Here is a 19,759-nt window from a genome sequence, read left to right on the forward strand (position 1 = left end):
CTGAGAGAAAACGTAAAATAACTTTACAAAAAAAGTAAATTATTGTATGGTTGTATAGTCGAGTAATCAAGTATATATTTCGGAGGTGAAGCTTTGAAGCCATTATTAGATGAAGATCAACCACTTTTTCTACAAATTACACAAATCATATTAGATGAAATTGTGGAAGGTCATTTAAAAGAAGGTGAACAATTGCCCTCTGAGAATGATTTGGCTCAGTTTTACAATATTAATCGTGCAACCGTAAGAAAAGGGCTTCAAACTTTAGTTGATGATGCTTTTATTTATAAAAAAAGAGGTATCGGAATGTTTGTTAGTGAAGGAGCTTATCAAAAAATAATAGGTGAACGGCAGAAACAATATCGTCAGAATTATATAACCCCTTTATTAAAAGAAGGGGCCCGTTTAGGGATGGATGTCCAAAAGATTATCCAACTAATTAATAAGGAGGCTCAAACATGATAAAAGTCAATCAGGTTCACTTTAGTTATGATTCAACCGAAATATTGCATGACTTTAATTTGTTAGAGAGTGAGAGAATCATCGTTGGACTTTGGGGGCGAAATGGAACTGGGAAAACAACTTTTATGAAGTTGTTAGCCGGTCATCTAAAACCTGGTCAGGGTGAGATAAACATACTGGGATTTAATCCTTATAATCATGATCGAATAAATAATCATTTATGTTATATGCAAGAAGATCATCCATTCAATAAGATTTGGAAAATAAAAGATGCGTTACGCTTTGGTGATTATTACAATCCAAATTTTGATATAGATTATGCAAAAGAGCTTTTAACAGTTTTTAATTTGAATGAAAACAAATATGTGTCCGGGCTCTCTAAAGGGATGAAATCGGCATTGCAATTTATTATCGGCATTGCCAGTAATGCTGACATAACAATACTTGACGAACCGACCAATGGTTTAGATATAGGAATGAGAAAGAAATTTAACAAAGTGTTAATGGAGAGTTATGAAGAAAACCCGAGGCTCATTTTTTTATCCTCCCATCATATTGAAGAAATTCAAGCTCTATGTGAAGCGTTGGTAGTGATTCATGATGGTCGAGTAATTTTCCATGAAACAATGGAAACAATGCGGGAAAAAGGCATTTGGTTAAGTGGAGAGAAGACTTCTTTTTTTAATATCATTCAGTCGCACACAGTGTTAGAGCAACAAGAATTGGGTACGAAAATGAAAGTCATGCTTGATGAACCTTATACAAACGAATGGAAGCATTTTGCTCAATCCCATGGCTTATCAATAGAACCAGCCTCTCTGCATGATTATTTATTAAATAGAACGGAAGAACGAAGTGAGGTGAAAATATGAACTTGAACAGTGGGACATTTAGGATTGTTTATGAAGGAGCACTATATGCGTTGGGGAAGTTTCTTTTTCTGTATTTAACTATCCCTTTACTTTTGTTATGGTTATTTATTGGATATTTCTTTAACTTGAATGAAGATGTTATTGCCGCCATCTCAGGACCAACATATTTTTTTATTCCACTGTTTGCAATTAATGGATTCAGTACTATTTTCCCTGTCGCAATAGGAATGGGAAGTACAAGGATCAATTTGTTGAAAACTTTCTATGCGGTAGGTTTAACAAGTGTATTGATTATCACCTTTATTTTAAACGTCTTGCAATGGATTCTCTTAACAATTTATGAGCGATGGAACGTAGCGGCTCAAATATTGCATCCAGCAACCTTCTTTAATCAAGAGTATACTTTCCTATCCTATTATTTAATAGATCTTATGGTAGGTATCTTTTCCTTCTCCTTCGCTTTCCTGTTTTTCACGATAAATTATAGACTTGGTTTCAAGAAAAGTATGATCTGGTTGATGGTAGTAGTGAGCATCTGTACGCTATTAAACTACAGTGGTTTGATCGATTTTTCAATATGGGAATGGTTAGTGACTCAGGACTTTCATGACATGGTGATATTTTCTGTTGTGATCACGATTAGTCTGATTGCATTGTTCATCACATATCCAATCATGCGAAACGCACCGTTAATAGCTAAGGTGAAAAAGGATTAGAAAAAAACGTAACGAAACACATAAAAAAAGAGGCTTCTCAAAAGTTTGCCTAACTCATGAGAAGCCTAATATAAAATGAACTTAGCACGAACTTAGCACGAACCGCAGCTTGGCACGTGCCAAAAAAACAAAAACCCTTGATGTACAAGGGTTTTTAGTATTTATCCGATAGAACCTTCCATCTCGAACTTGATCAAGCGGTTCATTTCAACTGCGTATTCCATAGGAAGCTCTTTTGTAAATGGCTCGATGAAGCCCATTACGATCATTTCAGTCGCTTCTTGTTCAGAAATACCACGGCTCATTAGATAGAATAATTGTTCTTCTGATACTTTTGAAACCTTCGCTTCGTGCTCTAATGAAATATTGTCATTTAGGATTTCATTATATGGAATTGTATCAGATGTAGATTGATTATCCATGATTAATGTATCACATTCAATATTTGAACGAGCACCGTCAGCTTTACGGCCAAAGTGTACAATTCCACGATATGTTACTTTACCACCGTGTTTCGAAATTGATTTCGAAACAATCGATGATGTCGTATTTGGTGCAAGGTGCATCATTTTCGCACCAGTATCCTGGTGTTGACCTTTACCACCGATTGCGATAGAAAGTGTCATACCACGAGCTCCTTCACCACGAAGGATAACAGCAGGATATTTCATTGTTAATTTCGAACCAATGTTACCATCGACCCATTCCATTGTTGCATTTGCATCACAAACTGCACGCTTTGTAACAAGGTTAAACACGTTGTTTGCCCAGTTCTGGATCGTTGTATAACGACAATATGCATCCTTTTTAATGATGATTTCAACTACCGCACTGTGAAGTGAGTTTGTTGTGTATACAGGTGCTGTACATCCTTCAACATAGTGTACACTTGCACCTTCATCAACAATAATTAATGTACGTTCGAACTGACCCATGTTTTCAGAGTTGATACGGAAGTATGCTTGAAGTGGCGTATCAACCTTAACACCTGGTGGTACATAGATGAATGATCCACCAGACCAAACAGCTGAGTTCAATGCAGCAAACTTGTTATCAGTTGGAGGAATTACTTTTGCCCAGTGCTCACGGAAAATGTCTTCATTTTCTTTAAGAGCTGAATCTGTATCCTTAAATACGATTCCTAGTTCTTTAAGGTCTTCCTTCATATTGTGGTATACAACCTCTGACTCGTACTGAGCAGAAACACCAGCAAGGTATTTTTGTTCAGCTTCAGGAATTCCTAATTTATCAAAAGTAGCTTTGATTTCTTCAGGAACTTCATCCCAAGATTTCTCAGATTTCTCAGATGGTTTTACGTAATACGTAATTTCATCAAAGTTTAAGCTATTTAAGTCTCCGCCCCATTGTGGCATAGGCATGTTATAGAAATACTCTAAGGATTTAAGACGGAAATCTAACATCCACTGAGGTTCTTCCTTCATGCGAGAGATTTCTTCGACAATCTCCTTTGTTAAACCACGTTCTGAACGGAAGATGGAAACGTCTTTATCTGCAAAGCCATATTTATAATCGCCGATTTCAGGCATTTTCTTTGCCATTTTACTTCACTCCATTCTTTGTGAGGGACTCTCGTAACATTTCTACGAGTAGGTCATTCACGATTCATTTTGTTCGTTCTTAAATCCCTTTTCCATCGCTTTCCATGCTAATGTTGCACACTTAATACGTGCTGGGAATTTTGAAACGCCCTGAAGTGCTTCAATGTCTCCTAAATCAATGCTATCATCATATTCTTTTCCTAGCATCATTTCTGAGAAGATTTGTGACATTTTTAATGCATCTTCAATTTTTTTGCCTTTAATCGCTTGAGTCATCATAGAAGCGGAAGACATGGAAATGGAACATCCCTCACCATCGTATTTCGCGTCTTGAACAACACCATTATCAACTTTTAAAGTAAGATGAATGCGGTCTCCACAGGTCGGGTTATTCATATCGATTGTTAACGCACCATCTTGAATAACTCCACGATTTCTCGGCTTTTTATAATGATCCATTATCACCTGTCGGTACAAGGTATCAAGATTTATGTTAGAATCCATTGCTGAAATACTCCTTTGTTTTTATGAGTCCTTCAACTAGTTTATCAATTTCTTCTTCAGTATTATAGAGGTAAAAACTTGCACGAGCAGTAGCCGAAACCTTCAACCATTTCATTAACGGCTGTGCACAGTGATGACCTGCTCTTACTGCAATACCATCTGCATCTAAGACTGTCGCAACATCATGAGGATGAACATCTTCAATATTAAAAGTTACTACTCCCGCACGATGTTTAGGACCATAAATCGTTAGACCCTCGACTTGTGACAGTCGCTCTATTGCATAATTTGCTAGCTTGTGCTCATGCTCGAGAATATTTTCAAGACCAATATCCTCTAAAAAGTCAATTGCAGCACCTAATCCAATGGCACCAGCAATGATTGGTGTTCCGGCTTCAAATTTCCAAGGAAGCTCTTTCCATGTCGATTCGTAAAGGTCAACGAAATCGATCATTTCACCACCAGTTTCAACTGGCTCCATTTTTTCTAGTAATGCTTTCTTACCGTATAAAACACCGATACCTGTTGGTCCGCACATTTTATGACCAGAAAAAGCAAGGAAGTCACAATCAAGGTCTTTCACATCAAGTTTCAAATGTGGAGCTGCCTGTGCACCATCGACAACCATTATTGCACCGTTACGGTGTGCAATTTCGGTAATTTCTTTAATTGGATTGATTGCTCCTAGAACGTTCGAAACCATCATTACTGATACAATCTTCGTTTGATTCGTAACAGTAGCTTCAACATCCTTTAGATCAATTGAACCATCCGCTTGTAAAGGAATGTACTTTAATTTAGCACCTGTGTGCTTTGCAATTTGCTGCCAAGGAATAATATTGGCATGGTGCTCCATATAGGTAATGACAATTTCATCGCCCTCTTTAAGATTATCACGCCCATAGCTTTCTGCAATCGTATTGATTGCAGTTGTTGTTCCCCGGGTAAAAATAATCTCTTGAATAGAGGATGCATTGATAAATTTACGAACCTTTTCACGAGCATTTTCATAAGCATCAGTGGCTTTTGTACCAAGGGTATGAACCCCTCTGTGTACATTTGAGTTATATTCCCGATAGTAACGATCAATCGATTCGATAACAGTAACAGGTTTTTGAGATGTAGCAGCACTGTCCAAATAGACAAGTGGCTTTCCATTTACCTCTTGATTTAAAATAGGGAACATGGAACGAATATCTTGGATATTCATTATCTTACTTTCCTTTCGATTACCTCAACTAGTTGCTTTTTAACACCTTCAATTGGAAGTTGGTTTACAACAGGTGCAAGGAATCCATGGATAACTAAGCGCTCAGCTTCCTTCTGCGGAATACCACGGCTCATTAAATAATATAATTGGAGCGGGTCAACCCTACCAACAGATGCAGCGTGACCTGCTGTTACATCATCTTCGTCAATAAGTAAAATTGGGTTTGCATCTCCACGAGCTTTTTCGCTAAGCATTAATACTCTTGACTCTTGTTCAGCATTGGATTTAGATGCTCCATGTTCAATCTTTCCAATACCATTGAAGATTGAGCTCGCGCTGTCCTTCATAACACCATGTTTTAAAATATAGCCTTCTGAATTCTTACCATGATGAGTAATGTTTGTCGTAAAGTTTTGCTTTTGCTCGCCTCGACCTACAACAACTGTTTTTGAATCAGCATGTGAGCCGTCTCCAATTAAATGAGTGATATTTTCAGAAATCGTATCACCATCATTCATTAGTCCAAGAGCCCACTCGATTTTACTATCACGGCCAATAACACCACGACGAACAACATAGGTTGTGTTTCCTGTCGCTAATGCATCAACAGCCCCATAAGTCACTTTTGCATTTGCCCCTACAATCACTTCTGAAACAATATTTACAACCGTATTTACAGAGTCTGTTGTTGAAAGATAGTTTTCAACATAAGTAACAGAACTATTATCCTCTGCCACAACAATTACATGGTTAAAAGTAGCCACTTCGCCGTTTTCTTGAATAAATACAGCATGTAGTGGAACAGTTACTTCAACATTTTTCGGAACATATACGAATGCGCCACCGTTTACGAGCGCAGCATGTAACGCAGTTAGACGATTTTCGTCAACCTTTACAGCTTCTGTCATAAAGTATTTTTGAAGAAGATCACCATGTTTACGAGCAGCTGTATGAATATCTGTAAAAATAACACCACTTGCTTTTACTTCTTCAGTAAGAGAAATAAAGGCTGGTGTATTATTACGTTGAATATATATATTCTTTTCTACTTCAACATGAATTAACGATTTGATTTCTTCAGGTAATTCGTCAATTGAATTATATGGAGCACTTTCCACAACATGGTTTGCAAATTGTGTAAAGTTCCATTTATCAATTTTTGTTTTATCTGGTCTTGGCATTGGAAGTTCTTCTGCTTTGTCAAAAGCTTGTAAGCGAAGTTCCTGTAACCAGCTTGGTTCACCAAGAGTAGACGAATAACCTCTGACATAATCTTTATCAAATGGTAATTTCGTTTCGATTGTCATAATTATCCTCCTAACGCTTACGCTTCTTGACCTACTGTTTCATCTTCAATTCCTAGTTCTTGTTTAATCCAATCGTAGCCTTCAGCTTCTAGGCGTTGTGCAAGCTCAGGGCCGCCAGATTTCACAACACGACCTTGCATCATCACATGTACTTTATCTGGTGTAATATAGTTAAGTAAGCGTTGGTAGTGAGTAATGATTAAGCAACCAAACTCTTCTCCGCGCATATCATTAATTCCTTTAGAAACAACTTTCAATGCATCAATGTCAAGACCAGAGTCAATCTCATCTAGGATTGCAATCTTAGGCTCAATCATCGTTAATTGTAGGATTTCATTACGTTTCTTTTCCCCACCTGAGAAGCCTTCGTTTAGGTAACGTTGAGCCATATCTGGATCCATTTCTAGTTTTTCCATGCTTTTGTCCATCGTACGGATGAATTTCATTAAAGAGATCTCATCGCCTTCTTCACGACGTGCATTAATTGCAGAACGAAGGAAGTCAGCGTTTGTTACACCACTGATTTCACTTGGATATTGCATCGCTAAGAAAAGACCAGCGCGAGCACGCTCATCCACTTCCATTTCTAATACATCTTCACCATCTAGAGTGATGCTACCCTTAGTAACCTCATATTTTGGGTGACCCATAATTGCTGATGATAAAGTTGATTTACCTGTACCATTTGGTCCCATGATAGCGTGAATTTCTCCACCGTTTATTTCAAGGTTAACACCTTTTAAAATCTCCTTGCCTTCGATTTCGACATGAAGATCCTTTATTACTAAAGTAGATCCTGCCATAACTACTACCTCCATTAGACAAAAAATATTTTGTATAGTATTGACAAATTAAGTCAAAACTTTATTCTCATTTTATTCTCATTACAATCTTATAACAAATTCAAAGTGATATCAACCTTTACACATTGCTAATAAGAATACATTTTTGACATTGTGATGATTGAATCTTAATTGTGAATTTCGATTGTTTTTTGAGAATGATATTAAAACCTAAATATGATGTTTTTCCTTAAAACTTGTCCCTCACTAAGATAACATAAATTAATAAGATTTGTAAGGAAGATGGGTAATCGCGCTTTTTTATAGCCTTCTTCTCTTGGCTTATTTTTCACACATTTAGATAATTCATTCTATATGAAAACCCAGCGCTTTGTAGCACTGGGCTCCTTGTACGATACGTATCTATTAGATATGAAATCTTCGATCAATTTGAGCAACAATCATTCGACCTTGTTTATATTCTTGTTCACGGTTTTTCTCAACCCGTAAACGTTCCTTGAACTTTCGACAGTAATCCTCGTAGCCAATCCCATGTGCTTGATGCATTGCCTTTTCCATTTCGCCCGTATAATTTAAACGGATTCGATTGATAATGAACCAATCCCTTCATTTTTGTCGTGTTTTCTTAACACGGTTATAATGGTAACATTATCAATTTTTTATCTCAATGACGGGAAAATGCAATATTTTAAGCTACCTATTCTTATTTAGCTGTATGGGATTAAGGTAAACACGGGATAAAGAATTAAGGCCGATTCCTTTGTTTTCCTCCAGAATAATCAAGAATCGAAAAGAAGCCTACCAATAGGCAAGCTTCTTTTTAGAAATTATTTTACTGTAGTAACGGCACCCGCATATTTTTCTTCGATGAATTTTTGAATTTCATCTGATTTTAATACTTCAACTAATGCCTTAATTTCCTCACGGTCTTCGTCACCTTTGTTAACAACGACTAAGTTTGCAGGAACCACATCGTCCCCTTCAAAGGCAATCCCTTCCTCTGCAATATTTACGCCACCCTCAAGTGCATAGTTTGTGTTAATTACAACCGCGTCACCTTCACCATTTTCAAATGAAGTAGCAAGAAGCTTTGCTTCAATCAATGTTGAGAAATCTAGATTTTTTGGATTTTCGACGATGTCTTCAACTCTTGCTTGGTTACCAACACCCTCTTTAAGTTTGATGACACCTTCTTTTTCAAATATTGGCAAGATACGACCGTGGTCACTAAATGAGTTGCTCATAATAATTTTCGCCCCATCAGGAAGCTCATTTAAACTTTTGTATTTCTTAGAATAAATCCCAATCGGTTCTTTGTGAATTTCACCAACACTTACAAAATCAAAATCCGGATTATCCTTTAATTGTAAATCTAAGTAGCCTGGTGTTTGGAAGTAGTTTGCATCAATATCTTTTCCATGGAGTGCTACGTTCGGTAAAATGTAGTCCGTAAACACTTCAATTTTAAGGTCAATTCCCTTTTCCTTTAATAAAGGCTTTGCTTGTTCAAGCACTTCGGCATGTGGAACTGCTGATGCACCCACGATTAATTCTTTATTTCCTTCAGCTTCTTTAGTGTCGCCACCCTCTGCTTTATCATCACTTGACCCACAAGCAGCTAAAGCAAGGGTTAGTAGTCCAATTAATAGTACATAAAGTAATTTTTTCATTTGTGTTCCTCCTGTTATCTTTTATCTGTACGTTTTGTAAAGTAATCACCCACAAATTGAATAATGAATACCAAAATTAGTATTGCGACAGTTGCAATAAATGTAATGACTGGTTTGCCGCCTTGGAATCCATATAGGTACGCAAAATGCCCTAATCCACCTGCACCGATTACACCGGCCATAGCAGTGAAGCCTACTAATGAAATCGCAGTTACTGTAATCCCTGATATTAAGGCTGGTAGGGATTCTGGAATTAAGACTTTAAAAATGATGGTCGAGTTAGTTGCTCCCATAGAATGAGAAGCCTCAATTACCCCTTTATCTATCTCACGTAACGCAATCTCAACCATTCTTGCGTAAAACGGTGCCGACCCTATAATTAAAGATGGTAATGCGGCATTTGGTCCTAGCATTGAACCCACTACAATTTTCGTGAAAGGTATTAATAATACAATAAGGATAATAAATGGTATGGATCGAAAAATATTAACAAGTGCAGATACAATTCGATTTACTACAGAGTTTTCCCACGCATTCCCTTTATCCGTTAAAAAGAGAACCAATCCTAAAAATAGACCTATTATAAAGGTTGCGAGCACCGAAATCCCAGTCATATATAAGGTCTCTTGGGTTGCTTCCCAGAGATTTCCCCAATTCAATGCTTGATAATCATTAACCAGTTTTTCCCATTTAAGAAGTTCCTGGAATTGTTCAAGCATTTTCAATCACCTCAGCTTCTACTCGTTGTTCCCGAATAAATTCAATGGCTGAAGTGACCTCATTCAAATCACCAGCAAGATGAATAAATAATGTTCCATAAGATCCATTTTGGGTTTGTGAAATCTTTCCTTGTAAAATATTTACTTCAACCTTATAGTCTCGGATTAAAGAAGTGATTAATGGTTTTTCTGCATCTTCCCCAACAAAAGTGAGCTGAACCACTCTTCCATTTGGATAACGTTCAAGCAAATGTTCAATCATTTCTTTTGTTTCCTCAGGCTCTGTCACTTGCTGCACGAAACGTTTTGTTATTTGAGCTTGAGGCTTTTTAAATACATCTAGAACTCGCCCTTGCTCGACAATCACTCCATTTTCCATCACGGCAACACGGTGACAGATTTTGCGTATAACATGCATTTCATGGGTGATTAACACAATTGTTAATCCTAAACGTTCATTAATATCGACAAGTAAGTCTAAAATCGAGTCAGTAGTTTGTGGATCTAGCGCAGATGTTGCTTCATCACAGAGCAAAACTTTCGGGTTGTTCGCAAGTGCTCGTGCTATTCCTACCCTTTGCTTTTGACCACCACTAAGCTGTGAGGGATATGCATCTTCTCTTCCTTCTAAACCAACTAGCTTAATAAGCTCTGTAACTCGTTCTTCCCGTTTGGCTTTTGGGACTTTTGCGATTTCTAGTGGAAATGAAATATTCTCTCTCACTGTTCGCGACCATAAAAGGTTAAAGTGCTGAAAGATCATGCTTATTTCTTTACGTGCCTCACGTAATGCTTTTCCTTTAATGGAAGTGATATCATGACCGGCAACTGAAACTGTTCCTTCAGTCGGTGCTTCAAGTCCATTCAACAAACGAATGAGTGAGCTTTTACCAGCGCCACTGTACCCGATGATCCCAAAGATTTCACCTTCATTAATCTCCAAGTCAATATCATCAACGGCTGTCACAGAATTTGTTTTGGTTTTATATATCTTCTTAACATTTTTTAGTGTTATCACGTAGTTTCACCTTCTATCCAAAGAAATCCAAAAGATAACTATGTTTAGTTTATGCGATGAAAAAAGTAATTACTAATTGAAAAAGCCTTTCTGCAATAAAAGAGCAGAAAGGCATAATCTAGCGGGTCCTTTCTCTCATCTTCCAAAGCCTTTGCTTTGTGTGAATTGGCACCTTTTCAACTGATGTTGACGGTTGCTGGGTTTCATCGGGCACATCCCTCCACCACTCTAAATAAGAGTAATCAACTTTATTTACTTTTTTATCGTACTAAACAACTTGAAAGTTATCTTATCACCTCTAAGGCATAAGTGTCAATGAAAATATGTGACTAATGTACCAAAGTTAAACTGTTGGCAAAGGTAAAACTGAACTTGTTCCATTTGCTGTTTTAATGGCTTGCTCTAGATCCTCTAAAATATCTTCAATATTTTCAATTCCAACAGATAAGCGAACTAAGTCTTCAGAAACACCAGACAACTTTAGATCTTCCGGACTTAATTGCTGATGTGTTGTGCTTGCTGGGTGAATGATTAAACTCTTTGCGTCACCAACGTTTGCAACATGTGACCAAAGCTCAACATTATTGATTAGCTTCTCACCAGCTTCTCTTCCGCCTTTTATACCGAAAATAATAACTGAGCCTGCACCTTTTGGTAGGTATTTATCAGCTAATTGCTTGTTAGGGTGATCGTCTTCACCAGGATACAATACCCAGTCAACCCCAGGATGGTTTTTAAGATAAGAAACCACTTTTTTCGTATTTGCAATATGCTCCTTCATTCGAACGTGTAATGTTTCAAGACCTAGGTTAAATTGGAATGAATTATAAGGACTTAGAGCTGGACCTAAATCACGAAGAAGTTGAACTCTTGCTTTGATAATATATGCAACTGGCCCTAACGCTTCAGCAAAGACCAAATCATGGTAGCTTGGATCTGGTGTTGTAAATCCAGGAAATTTTGGTGAATTCCAATCAAATTTACCACCATCGACGATAATTCCACCCATTGTTGTTCCATTACCTAGTAACCATTTTGTAGCAGAATGAACAACAATATCTGCCCCATGTTCAATTGGTCTACACAAGTATGGTGTTGCAAATGTATTGTCAATAATTAGCGGAATTCCTGCTTCATGGGCAATGTTTGCAACAGCTTCAATATCAAGGATATCTAAGCTTGGGTTTCCGATCGTTTCAGCAAAGATCGCCTTTGTATTTGGCGTAATGGCTTGTCGGAAGTTTTCAGGATTTGTTGGTTCTACTAAATGTGTCTTAATTCCATATTTAGGAAGCGTGTTAGCGAATAAGTTATAAGTTCCACCATACAGGGTAGAAGCAGATACAATCTCATCTCCTGCACCAGCAATATTCAGAATCGCTGTTGTAATTGCAGCCATTCCACTTGAGACTGCTAATGCACCAACTCCACCCTCTAATTGTGCAACTCTTTCTTCAAAAACAGTTGTTGTTGGGTTGTGGATACGAGTATAAATATAACCATTTTCCTTTAGACCAAATAGATTTGCTGCATGTTCGGTTGAATTAAATTTATATGCATTTGATTGATAGATTGGAACTGCTCTTGCTCCAGTTACTGGATCAGCTTCAAGACCCCCATGTATCGCGATTGTTTCGGGTCTATAATTTTTTTGTTTTTCACTCATTTGAATCTCTCCCTCTGTTTTTATGTTTATAAAAATATAAAAACCTCTTCGATAAGAAGAGGTGTATGTACGGTTTCTCTTCTTATCTTTCAGACAAACTAAGTCTGATGGATTTAGCACCGTGTAAATTAACCGGTTGCCGGGCTTCATAGGGCCATTCCCTCCGCCACTCTTGATAAGATTATCGATATGAAATTTTAATACTTTAAAAGGTTAATATTATGCTAACTCTTTTTTTATTATAAGTCAATATGAATTTTTAGAAAAAATGAGCAATTTAAAATTCCGCGTTTATTTAATATTTCTAAGCCAGTATGGAACACGTTCTACAAATATTGTTAATTTGCTCCTTTTTTTCAGGAAATACGATATTTTCCCCCGCATTAACGGGCAGTAAAACCCCCACCTCAAACTTTAGTGAAAACGAAGAAATTTAGGCGGAGGATAACTGCCATAAAGCCCGATTGGTTCAACTAACAATCAGTAGGGGATGATGAAAACCCCTACTGATTGAAGTTTCACTTTATGATATTTTCGCTAGTGGTTTTCCCTCATTTTTAAAGGAATTTCTACTAAAAACAAGTAGGAAATAAAGTGATCCAATTAAATACAAGACAGCCGTAATTGTAAACACATATGCATAACCCCAATAAGCCCCATGCAACATCACAATTGAGGTCGATACGGGTCCCATTAATGCCCATCCTAATGAAAACACCATCTGATTGACTGAATTGGCAAGCCCCTTCATCGAATCGTTCACGCGTCCCATAATAAGAGATGCTTGGATCGGATTACCCGCATTCATTAATGCTTGTCTAAATAAAAATGCGATAGCCGCTATGTAAAGATTTTCAGTATACCCTGTGAGTAAAAGGAATGGAAGCGATGATAATTGCAAATAAACCACTGCGCGAACCTCTCCCACCTTACTAACAATGAAGGGACCTATAATCATTGCAATTGCTGTTGCTGCTTGACCCAATGATAGAATTAAACCGATAATTGTATTACTAGCTAGAAAGCGATCTGCAAAATACAAATTCAAATATGGAATGACTAATCCTGAACCGAATCCAATGATCATCTGTGCAATGGCAAACATAGCAATTAGTTTAATTTGCGATTTATTTACCTTTAATTTTTGACCAAAAGATTCTACTTTTTCAATTTGCGGTTGTTGTCTACGTTGTTCATTCATCTTAATGATTGGTAGAATTCCTGCAATATAGATGATCGTTGCAATTAAAAGAGTGATTCTTACACTCCATAGTCCACTCATATGAAATATAAATTGGAATGAGTCAGATAATGCCCCACCTGCAATGTTTCCAACGACCTGCGCAAACATCATGATTGCTGAATGAAAGCTAAAGAGATGAACTCTTTGCTTAGCGGTTGAATTTTCCGCTAGCCATGGGATACCAGAAACCTGAATAAAGGCCGTTGACAAACCAGTTAAAAATGCTGTCGCTACGAGTAGCTGTTCAACATCTAGGATACTTCTTGCAAAGAATGCGATTGTTGAAACAGCCATACCCAGCAACATCACTTTTTTTCTACCAAATTTATCACTCATAAGACCAGCGGGTACAAGAATAATCGCCGATGCCAAAGCAGTCATGGCAATGATTGTTCCATTTGTTTGCTCAGAGTATCCCAATTCACGTACATAAAAGTTATACATGATGGTGAACATACCCATGCCTAACTGTGTAAAAATAGTCGTTAAGATAAATAGTTTAATATTTTGATTGTATGATTTGTATTGTGTTTTCCATCCAGTCACTATGCTGCTCATATGTTACCCCTATGTTCTGAATACTTCGACTCCCTAAATATAATACAACTTTTCACAAAAATTGCAATATAATCAAATGCGCTATAGCGTATTTGTGCCCAGATTTTTTTCGAGCTCGCCTCGAAAAGATACCTTTGAGAATCTGTGGCACCCGCCGGAGGCTTTTTAATTTTAGAAGGAGGAAGTCCTTCTGAAATTAAAAAACAACGCTGAGTACGCGTTGTTTAGTCTTTTGAGATTATTTCAAGCAAATAGGGCACCGAGTGGAAAGCATAGTATTTTTTTGTCACTTCCCCGTCTTTCAAATGCATTAAGCAAGGGACACTCTCAATTTGCCATTCCATTGCTTTTTGAGTTAAATAATTGAGATCACTTTTCCCAATCGTTACGTTTGGAAGTAACTCATCTACCACCGTGATCATTTTTGATGCCACTTGGCAGGTTCCACACATCGGTGTATATAAATAAAGCCAAAACTCATCCGAATTAGCGAGCTGGGTGTCAATTTCGAGTTCTTTCCATTCCTTCATGTCCACTACAACCTTTGTTTTCTTAATTGTTTCTTATTGTATCATGATTATAGAAAAAACATATGTTTAACGTTTTACAATAAAAATTCCGCATGAACATCAATATTTGCTGAAAGAAGTACTGTTGCAATATGCTGCTCAGGGGCTGTTGCAACCTCGCGATATGTTTTATCGATAAACAAATGCCGTGCTTCAGGAAATTCGCGTTTAAACTGTTTTCTTAGCTTATCACCTGCTCTGTCAGCATCCACTAAAATATAAACATCTTTATTAAATAAATGGTCAATTAATTCATCTAGCTTCGAAATACTAATCGTTCCATTTGTACATATGATTTCAACAGGTTCATTCACAACCGTTTCTACCTTCTTTTTGTCCGTTCTCCCCTCAACAATGATTACTTTTTCTATATCGTCAAAAGCCACCATTTCATCACCTTACTTCAAGTGTACATTTTTCTGCTATATCATTCTATTCGATGTGTACAACTGCTTTTCCTTCATTTTATAAAGAAGATTGTGGTTTGGTGAATAATTTACGCAGCTGGGTCAAAAAAAGGCAGTGGAAAAAAATCACCACTGCCACGCCATTTATCCTATATTTTATGGTGTCCTAAACACACAAATCTAAACAAAAAAAGAACCATTAATAGGCGGTTGCCCTACCATGGTTCATCAGTAAATCAAATACGCCTTGGCGTATTTGCGCCCGATTTTTTTCGAGCTGCCTCGAAAAATTACCTTTGAAAAATGCATGTCTACGCCGGAGGCTCAAACTATATTCAGTTGGGTTTTATTCCAACTAAATATAGTTAGTCTTCTTTAATCATTTCTTCGTATTGCTCGGCTGTCATTAGATTCTCTACATCTCCAGCATTTGTAGGCTCAACAACAATCATCCACGCTTTTTCATATGGAGATTCGTTTACGAATTCTGGGCTGTCATCAAGGTCTTCGTTAATCTCAACAACTTTACCACTAATTGGAGCATAAAGCTCAGATACAGTTTTAACAGACTCAACACTTCCGAATGGCTCGTCTGCCTGGATTTCGTCGCCAACCTCAGGAAGTTCAACGAATACGATATCACCTAATTCAGATTGTGCGAAATCTGAAATTCCGATACGTACTTTATCTCCTTCTACTTTCACCCATTCATGTTCTTCAGAATAACGTAATTCTTTAGGTATGCTCATTTTGTAACCTCCATTAATTCGATTTTATGAATTTTTTGTGGCCACTTTGATGTGTGAACTCAACAAAGTGCTATATGTAAAAGTCCTTAAAAAGGTCTTCCATCCCATTGTTATTTTGCCCAAGCCTCTTCAAACTTCGCCTCATTAAATCCAACAGTTACCTTGGCGCCATCCGTAGTGAGTGGGCGCTTAATTAGCATTCCATCAGATGCAAGTAGTTCTAGCAATTCATCCTCAGACGCAGTACTCACCTTATCCTTCAATCCAAGTTCGCGGTATTTTTGACCGCTTGTATTGAAGAATTTTTTTAATTCCAATCCACTATTTTGGTACATTTCTTTTAATTGTTCTTTTGAAGGAGGATTCTCTACAATATGTACTTCCTCAAAAGCAACCTGATGTTCCTCTAGCAATTTTTTCGCTTTTCGACAGGTTCCACATTTCGGATACCAATAAAATGTTAATGCCATATTCTCACCGCCTTAAATCTGATACCAAGAATATTTTAACATATACAAATTTTAAATTAAAATGATTCGTAAGATCCCTAAGAATAAATTCGACTTATTTGCAGTTTATCCTTCAAGGAAAATGAAAAACCATTCATTTTTCAAATCAAAAAGCCCCTAATAAATAGGAGCTTCATCAAATAAAGGTTATTACACAGTGTATTTTTCGGCTTCGATAAGAGTTGCTGCAATTTCACGTTTCTTCGCAATTACATTTACAGGGGTAAAGCGAGTTAATTTACGCAAAGCAGATGTCATCATGCGTAGTACATCGCCTTCTTCTGTTGCAACAAGTGTTTCTTTAGCATGTGCCTCAATTTCATTGAATGCTTCCTGTACAAATACTTGTGTATATAGAAGCTTTTGCTTATTCTTATCTTCACCTAATTTATTGATTGCTTTTTCTGTACGAAGAACGACTGATTCCATTGCATATATATTAGCCGCGATATCTGCAATATTTGCTAGGATCTCTTGTTCTTTTTCAAGCTTTGGACCGAATTTTTGTGCAGCAAGTCCTGCAATCATTAATGCTATCTTCTTCGCATTACGAACCAGGTATTTCTCTTGTTCAAGAACACCTTCACCTACTTCTTCAGGCATTAACATCATAAGCTCTTCTTGAAGTTGTGTTGCTTTTTCAAGTAAAGGTAATTCTCCCTTTAATGCCTTACGAAGGAATGTTCCAGGAACTAATAACCGGTTGATTTCATTTGTTCCCTCGAAAATTCGGTTAATGCGTGAATCACGGTATGCTCTTTCAATTTCGTACTCCTGCATAAATCCATATCCACCATGGATTTGAACCCCTTCATCCACAACATAGTCTAATACTTCAGTATTGAAAAATTTATTGATGGAGCATTCAATTGCATATTCAGCGATTGATTTTGCTACTTCCTTACCATTCTTCACTTCTTCTTCTGATAATTGACCCATACGGTCCTCGAAATATCCAACTGTACGGTATACACTTGATTCAGCAGCGTAAATTTTTGCTGCCATGTTCGCTAATTTTTCCTGTATTAAACCAAACTTTGAAATTGGTGTTTTGAATTGCTGACGTTGATTTGCATATTTAACCGCAAGTTCGAATGCGCTCTTAGCACCACCAACCGCACCAACACCTAGCTTATAACGGCCAATGTTTAAAATGTTAAATGCGATAACGTGACCTCTACCAACTTCACCTAAAAGATTTTCGACTGGTACTTGTGCATCTTCAAGAATTAATGTTCGAGTAGATGAACTCTTAATTCCCATTTTCTTTTCTTCTGCCCCAGTTGATACTCCAGGAAACTCGCGTTCAACAATAAATGCAGAGAATTTGTCGCCATCAATTTTTGCATATACGATAAACACATCAGCAAAGCCTGCGTTTGTAATCCATTGTTTCTCACCGTTTAAAACATAATGAGTACCTTCTGCATTTAATTTTGCGGTTGTTTTTGCACCTAATGCATCAGAACCTGAACCTGGCTCTGTTAACGCATAAGCTGCAAGTAGCTCACCTGTTGCTAATTTAGGAAGGTATTTTTGTTTTTGCTCTTCGTTACCAAAAAGGACAATTGGAAGAGATCCAATTCCGACATGTGCTCCATGAGAAATGGAGAACCCACCTGCTCTTGCCATTTTTTCAGCAATTAATGCAGAGCTTACTTTGTCTAGTCCTAGACCTCCATACTCTTCTGGTACGTCTACTCCTAAAAGTCCGAGTTCTCCCGCACTTTTCAATAATTTTACGGAAACGTCAAACTCATGGTTTTCAAGATGTTCAACCTGAGGAAGAACCTCGTTTACTACATAGTCCTCAGTAGTTTTTGCAATCATTTTATGTTCATCAGAATAATCTTCCGGTGTAAAAACACGGTCTGCTTCAAGATCTTCGATTAAAAAGCCTCCACCTAAAACGACTTTATCAGTTGCATTTGACATATTATTTCCCCCTAAAAAGTATTCGTTAGAGGCTAACCTTGATGGTTAGCCAATATCATTTAAGCTAATAATTCAAATACTCCGGCTGCTCCCATTCCGCCACCGATACACATTGTTACAACACCGAATTGTACGTTGCGACGCTTCATTTCATGCATTAATGTAAGTGTTAATTTTGCTCCTGTACATCCAAGTGGATGCCCAAGTGCAATCGCACCACCATTTACGTTTACTTTATCTTCATTAAGACCAAGTTCACGAATAACTTGAAGTGATTGGGATGCAAAGGCCTCGTTTAATTCAAATAATCCAATATCAGAAAGCTCTAGACCTGCCATTTTAAGTGCTTTTGGAATGGCTGCTACTGGACCTATTCCCATTACTTCAGGTGGTACCCCTGCTACAGCAAACGATCTAAATTTCACGAATGGAGTTAAGCCTAAGCTAGTCGCTTTTTCACGGTCCATCACCATTACTGCTGCAGCACCATCACTCGTTTGAGAGGCATTTCCTGCAGTAACTGAACCAGTCACTGAGAATGCAGGTCTTAATTTTGCTAATACTTCAAGATTTGTATCTTCACGCACACCTTCATCTTGTGAAAACTGGACATGCTTTTCAACTAATTTATTGTTAGCATCGACATTACGAAGAGTAACGTCGACAGGTACAATCTCATCTAAAAACTTACCTGCTTTAATTGCAGCTGCAGCTTTTTGATGACTTCTTACCGCAAAAGCATCTTGGTCTTCACGGCTAACACCGTATTTTACCGCTACCTGCTCAGCAGTATGGCCCATTCCCATATAATATTCAGGTGCTGTTTCCGCAAGCTTTGCATTAGGTCGAACCACATGACCCATCATTGGTACTAGACTCATAGATTCTGCTCCACCCGCAATGGCAGTATCAATAGACCCGAGCATAATTTTTTCTGCTGCATAGGCAATTGATTGAAGTCCAGAAGAACAATAACGATTCACGGTAATAGCTGGAACTGTATGTGATAGACCTGCTAATGCTCCAATGTTTCGTGCCATGTTTAAACCTTGCTCAGCCTCAGGCATGGCACATCCAATGATTAAATCATCGATATTCCCATCATAATTTCCTGCACGCTTTAATGTTTCTTTAACAACTAATGCTCCTAAATCATCTGGTCTTACATTTGCAAGAGTGCCTTTTTTCGCTTTTCCAACCGGGGTTCTCGCGCCGGCAACGATGACTGCTTCTCTCAACATATTCCCTCCTAACTTATTAACAGACAGGAGATTGAAGATTTC

Annotated in this window: 20 protein-coding genes and 2 riboswitches; of the genes, 3 read left to right on the forward strand and 17 right to left on the reverse strand. The window is 37.5% G+C overall.

Annotation, left to right across the window (positions count from 1 at the left end; all coding sequences use genetic code 11):
* The first annotated feature begins 93 nt into the window (after positions 1–93).
* Genes V7097_RS12975 through V7097_RS12985 form a run of 3 tightly spaced genes read left to right on the forward strand, consistent with a single transcriptional unit; the run spans position 94 to position 2,050 of the window.
* Entirely contained in the window at positions 94–462 is a 369-nt protein-coding gene (locus V7097_RS12975) for a GntR family transcriptional regulator (protein WP_335704041.1), read from the forward strand.
* Positions 459–1,334 carry an ABC transporter ATP-binding protein gene (locus V7097_RS12980; protein WP_335704042.1) on the forward strand — a complete coding sequence of 292 codons (876 nt, stop codon included), beginning with the start codon at positions 459–461 and terminating at the stop codon, positions 1,332–1,334. The genes V7097_RS12975 and V7097_RS12980 overlap by 4 nt, the downstream gene beginning before the upstream one ends.
* Entirely contained in the window at positions 1,331–2,050 is a 720-nt protein-coding gene (locus tag V7097_RS12985; RefSeq protein ID WP_335704043.1) for a hypothetical protein, read from the forward strand. Before V7097_RS12980 ends, V7097_RS12985 begins: the two co-directional genes overlap by 4 nt.
* A 161-nt stretch (positions 2,051–2,211) precedes the next feature.
* Here the strand turns inward: V7097_RS12985 and sufB are convergent, their stop codons facing one another.
* The 17 genes from sufB to V7097_RS13070 all read right to left on the reverse strand — a co-directional run bounded on the left by sufB (position 2,212) and on the right by V7097_RS13070 (position 19,714).
* Positions 2,212–3,609 carry a Fe-S cluster assembly protein SufB gene (gene sufB / locus V7097_RS12990; RefSeq protein ID WP_335704044.1) on the reverse strand — a complete coding sequence of 466 codons (1,398 nt, stop codon included), beginning with the start codon at positions 3,607–3,609 and terminating at the stop codon, positions 2,212–2,214.
* A gap of 57 nt (positions 3,610–3,666) precedes the next feature.
* A complete protein-coding gene (gene sufU / locus V7097_RS12995; protein WP_335704045.1) occupies positions 3,667–4,113 on the reverse strand; it encodes a Fe-S cluster assembly sulfur transfer protein SufU in 447 nt (148 codons plus the stop codon).
* Positions 4,103–5,323, reverse strand: coding sequence for a cysteine desulfurase (locus V7097_RS13000; protein WP_335704046.1), 1,221 nt, complete (start codon positions 5,321–5,323; stop codon positions 4,103–4,105). Before V7097_RS13000 ends, sufU begins: the two co-directional genes overlap by 11 nt.
* Complete coding sequence (gene sufD / locus V7097_RS13005; RefSeq protein WP_335704047.1) at positions 5,323–6,630, reverse strand: Fe-S cluster assembly protein SufD; 1,308 nt, start codon at positions 6,628–6,630, stop codon at positions 5,323–5,325. The genes V7097_RS13000 and sufD overlap by 1 nt, the downstream gene beginning before the upstream one ends.
* A 17-nt stretch (positions 6,631–6,647) precedes the next feature.
* Complete coding sequence (gene sufC, locus V7097_RS13010) at positions 6,648–7,433, reverse strand: Fe-S cluster assembly ATPase SufC (protein WP_335704048.1); 786 nt, start codon at positions 7,431–7,433, stop codon at positions 6,648–6,650.
* 405 nt (positions 7,434–7,838) lie between these two features.
* Entirely contained in the window at positions 7,839–7,991 is a 153-nt protein-coding gene (locus V7097_RS13015) for a hypothetical protein (RefSeq protein WP_335704049.1), read from the reverse strand.
* Positions 7,992–8,260: 269 nt separating this feature from the next.
* On the reverse strand, positions 8,261–9,103 hold the full coding sequence (locus tag V7097_RS13020; RefSeq protein ID WP_335704050.1) for a MetQ/NlpA family ABC transporter substrate-binding protein: 843 nt from the start codon (positions 9,101–9,103) through the stop codon (positions 8,261–8,263).
* 14 nt (positions 9,104–9,117) lie between these two features.
* Positions 9,118–9,822, reverse strand: coding sequence for a methionine ABC transporter permease (locus V7097_RS13025; RefSeq protein WP_335704051.1), 705 nt, complete (start codon positions 9,820–9,822; stop codon positions 9,118–9,120).
* A complete protein-coding gene (locus V7097_RS13030; protein ID WP_335704052.1) occupies positions 9,815–10,840 on the reverse strand; it encodes a methionine ABC transporter ATP-binding protein in 1,026 nt (341 codons plus the stop codon). The genes V7097_RS13025 and V7097_RS13030 overlap by 8 nt, the downstream gene beginning before the upstream one ends.
* Positions 10,841–10,972: 132 nt before the next feature.
* Positions 10,973–11,079, reverse strand: a riboswitch (SAM riboswitch).
* Between the two features lie 104 nt (positions 11,080–11,183).
* Positions 11,184–12,506 (reverse strand): O-acetylhomoserine aminocarboxypropyltransferase/cysteine synthase family protein, encoded by a 1,323-nt coding sequence (locus V7097_RS13035; RefSeq protein WP_335704053.1) that lies wholly within the window; start codon positions 12,504–12,506, stop codon positions 11,184–11,186.
* 79 nt (positions 12,507–12,585) lie between these two features.
* A riboswitch (SAM riboswitch) is annotated at positions 12,586–12,688 on the reverse strand.
* Positions 12,689–13,029: 341 nt separating this feature from the next.
* Entirely contained in the window at positions 13,030–14,307 is a 1,278-nt protein-coding gene (locus V7097_RS13040) for an MFS transporter (RefSeq protein ID WP_335704054.1), read from the reverse strand.
* A gap of 224 nt (positions 14,308–14,531) precedes the next feature.
* The gene (locus tag V7097_RS13045) at positions 14,532–14,837 is read right to left on the reverse strand and encodes a thioredoxin family protein (RefSeq protein ID WP_335704055.1); all 306 of its coding nucleotides are present in this window, start codon (positions 14,835–14,837) and stop codon (positions 14,532–14,534) included.
* 74 nt (positions 14,838–14,911) lie between these two features.
* Entirely contained in the window at positions 14,912–15,262 is a 351-nt protein-coding gene (locus V7097_RS13050) for a toprim domain-containing protein (RefSeq protein ID WP_335704056.1), read from the reverse strand.
* Between the two features lie 386 nt (positions 15,263–15,648).
* The gene (gene gcvH, locus V7097_RS13055; protein WP_335704057.1) at positions 15,649–16,032 is read right to left on the reverse strand and encodes a glycine cleavage system protein GcvH; all 384 of its coding nucleotides are present in this window, start codon (positions 16,030–16,032) and stop codon (positions 15,649–15,651) included.
* A 110-nt stretch (positions 16,033–16,142) separates the two neighbouring features.
* Positions 16,143–16,502, reverse strand: coding sequence for an arsenate reductase family protein (locus tag V7097_RS13060; RefSeq protein ID WP_335704058.1), 360 nt, complete (start codon positions 16,500–16,502; stop codon positions 16,143–16,145).
* Positions 16,503–16,691: 189 nt separating this feature from the next.
* Positions 16,692–18,476 (reverse strand): acyl-CoA dehydrogenase family protein, encoded by a 1,785-nt coding sequence (locus tag V7097_RS13065; RefSeq protein ID WP_335704059.1) that lies wholly within the window; start codon positions 18,474–18,476, stop codon positions 16,692–16,694.
* A 59-nt stretch (positions 18,477–18,535) separates the two neighbouring features.
* Positions 18,536–19,714: an acetyl-CoA C-acetyltransferase gene (locus V7097_RS13070; RefSeq protein WP_335704060.1), complete on the reverse strand. Its 1,179-nt coding sequence runs from the start codon at positions 19,712–19,714 to the stop codon at positions 18,536–18,538.
* Between the last annotated feature and the right edge of the window lie 45 nt (positions 19,715–19,759).

Origin of the sequence: Bacillus sp. JJ1562 (assembly GCF_036962705.1) — a bacterium.
In the GTDB taxonomy this organism is placed as follows: Bacteria; Bacillota; Bacilli; order Bacillales; family Bacillaceae_L; genus Ferdinandcohnia.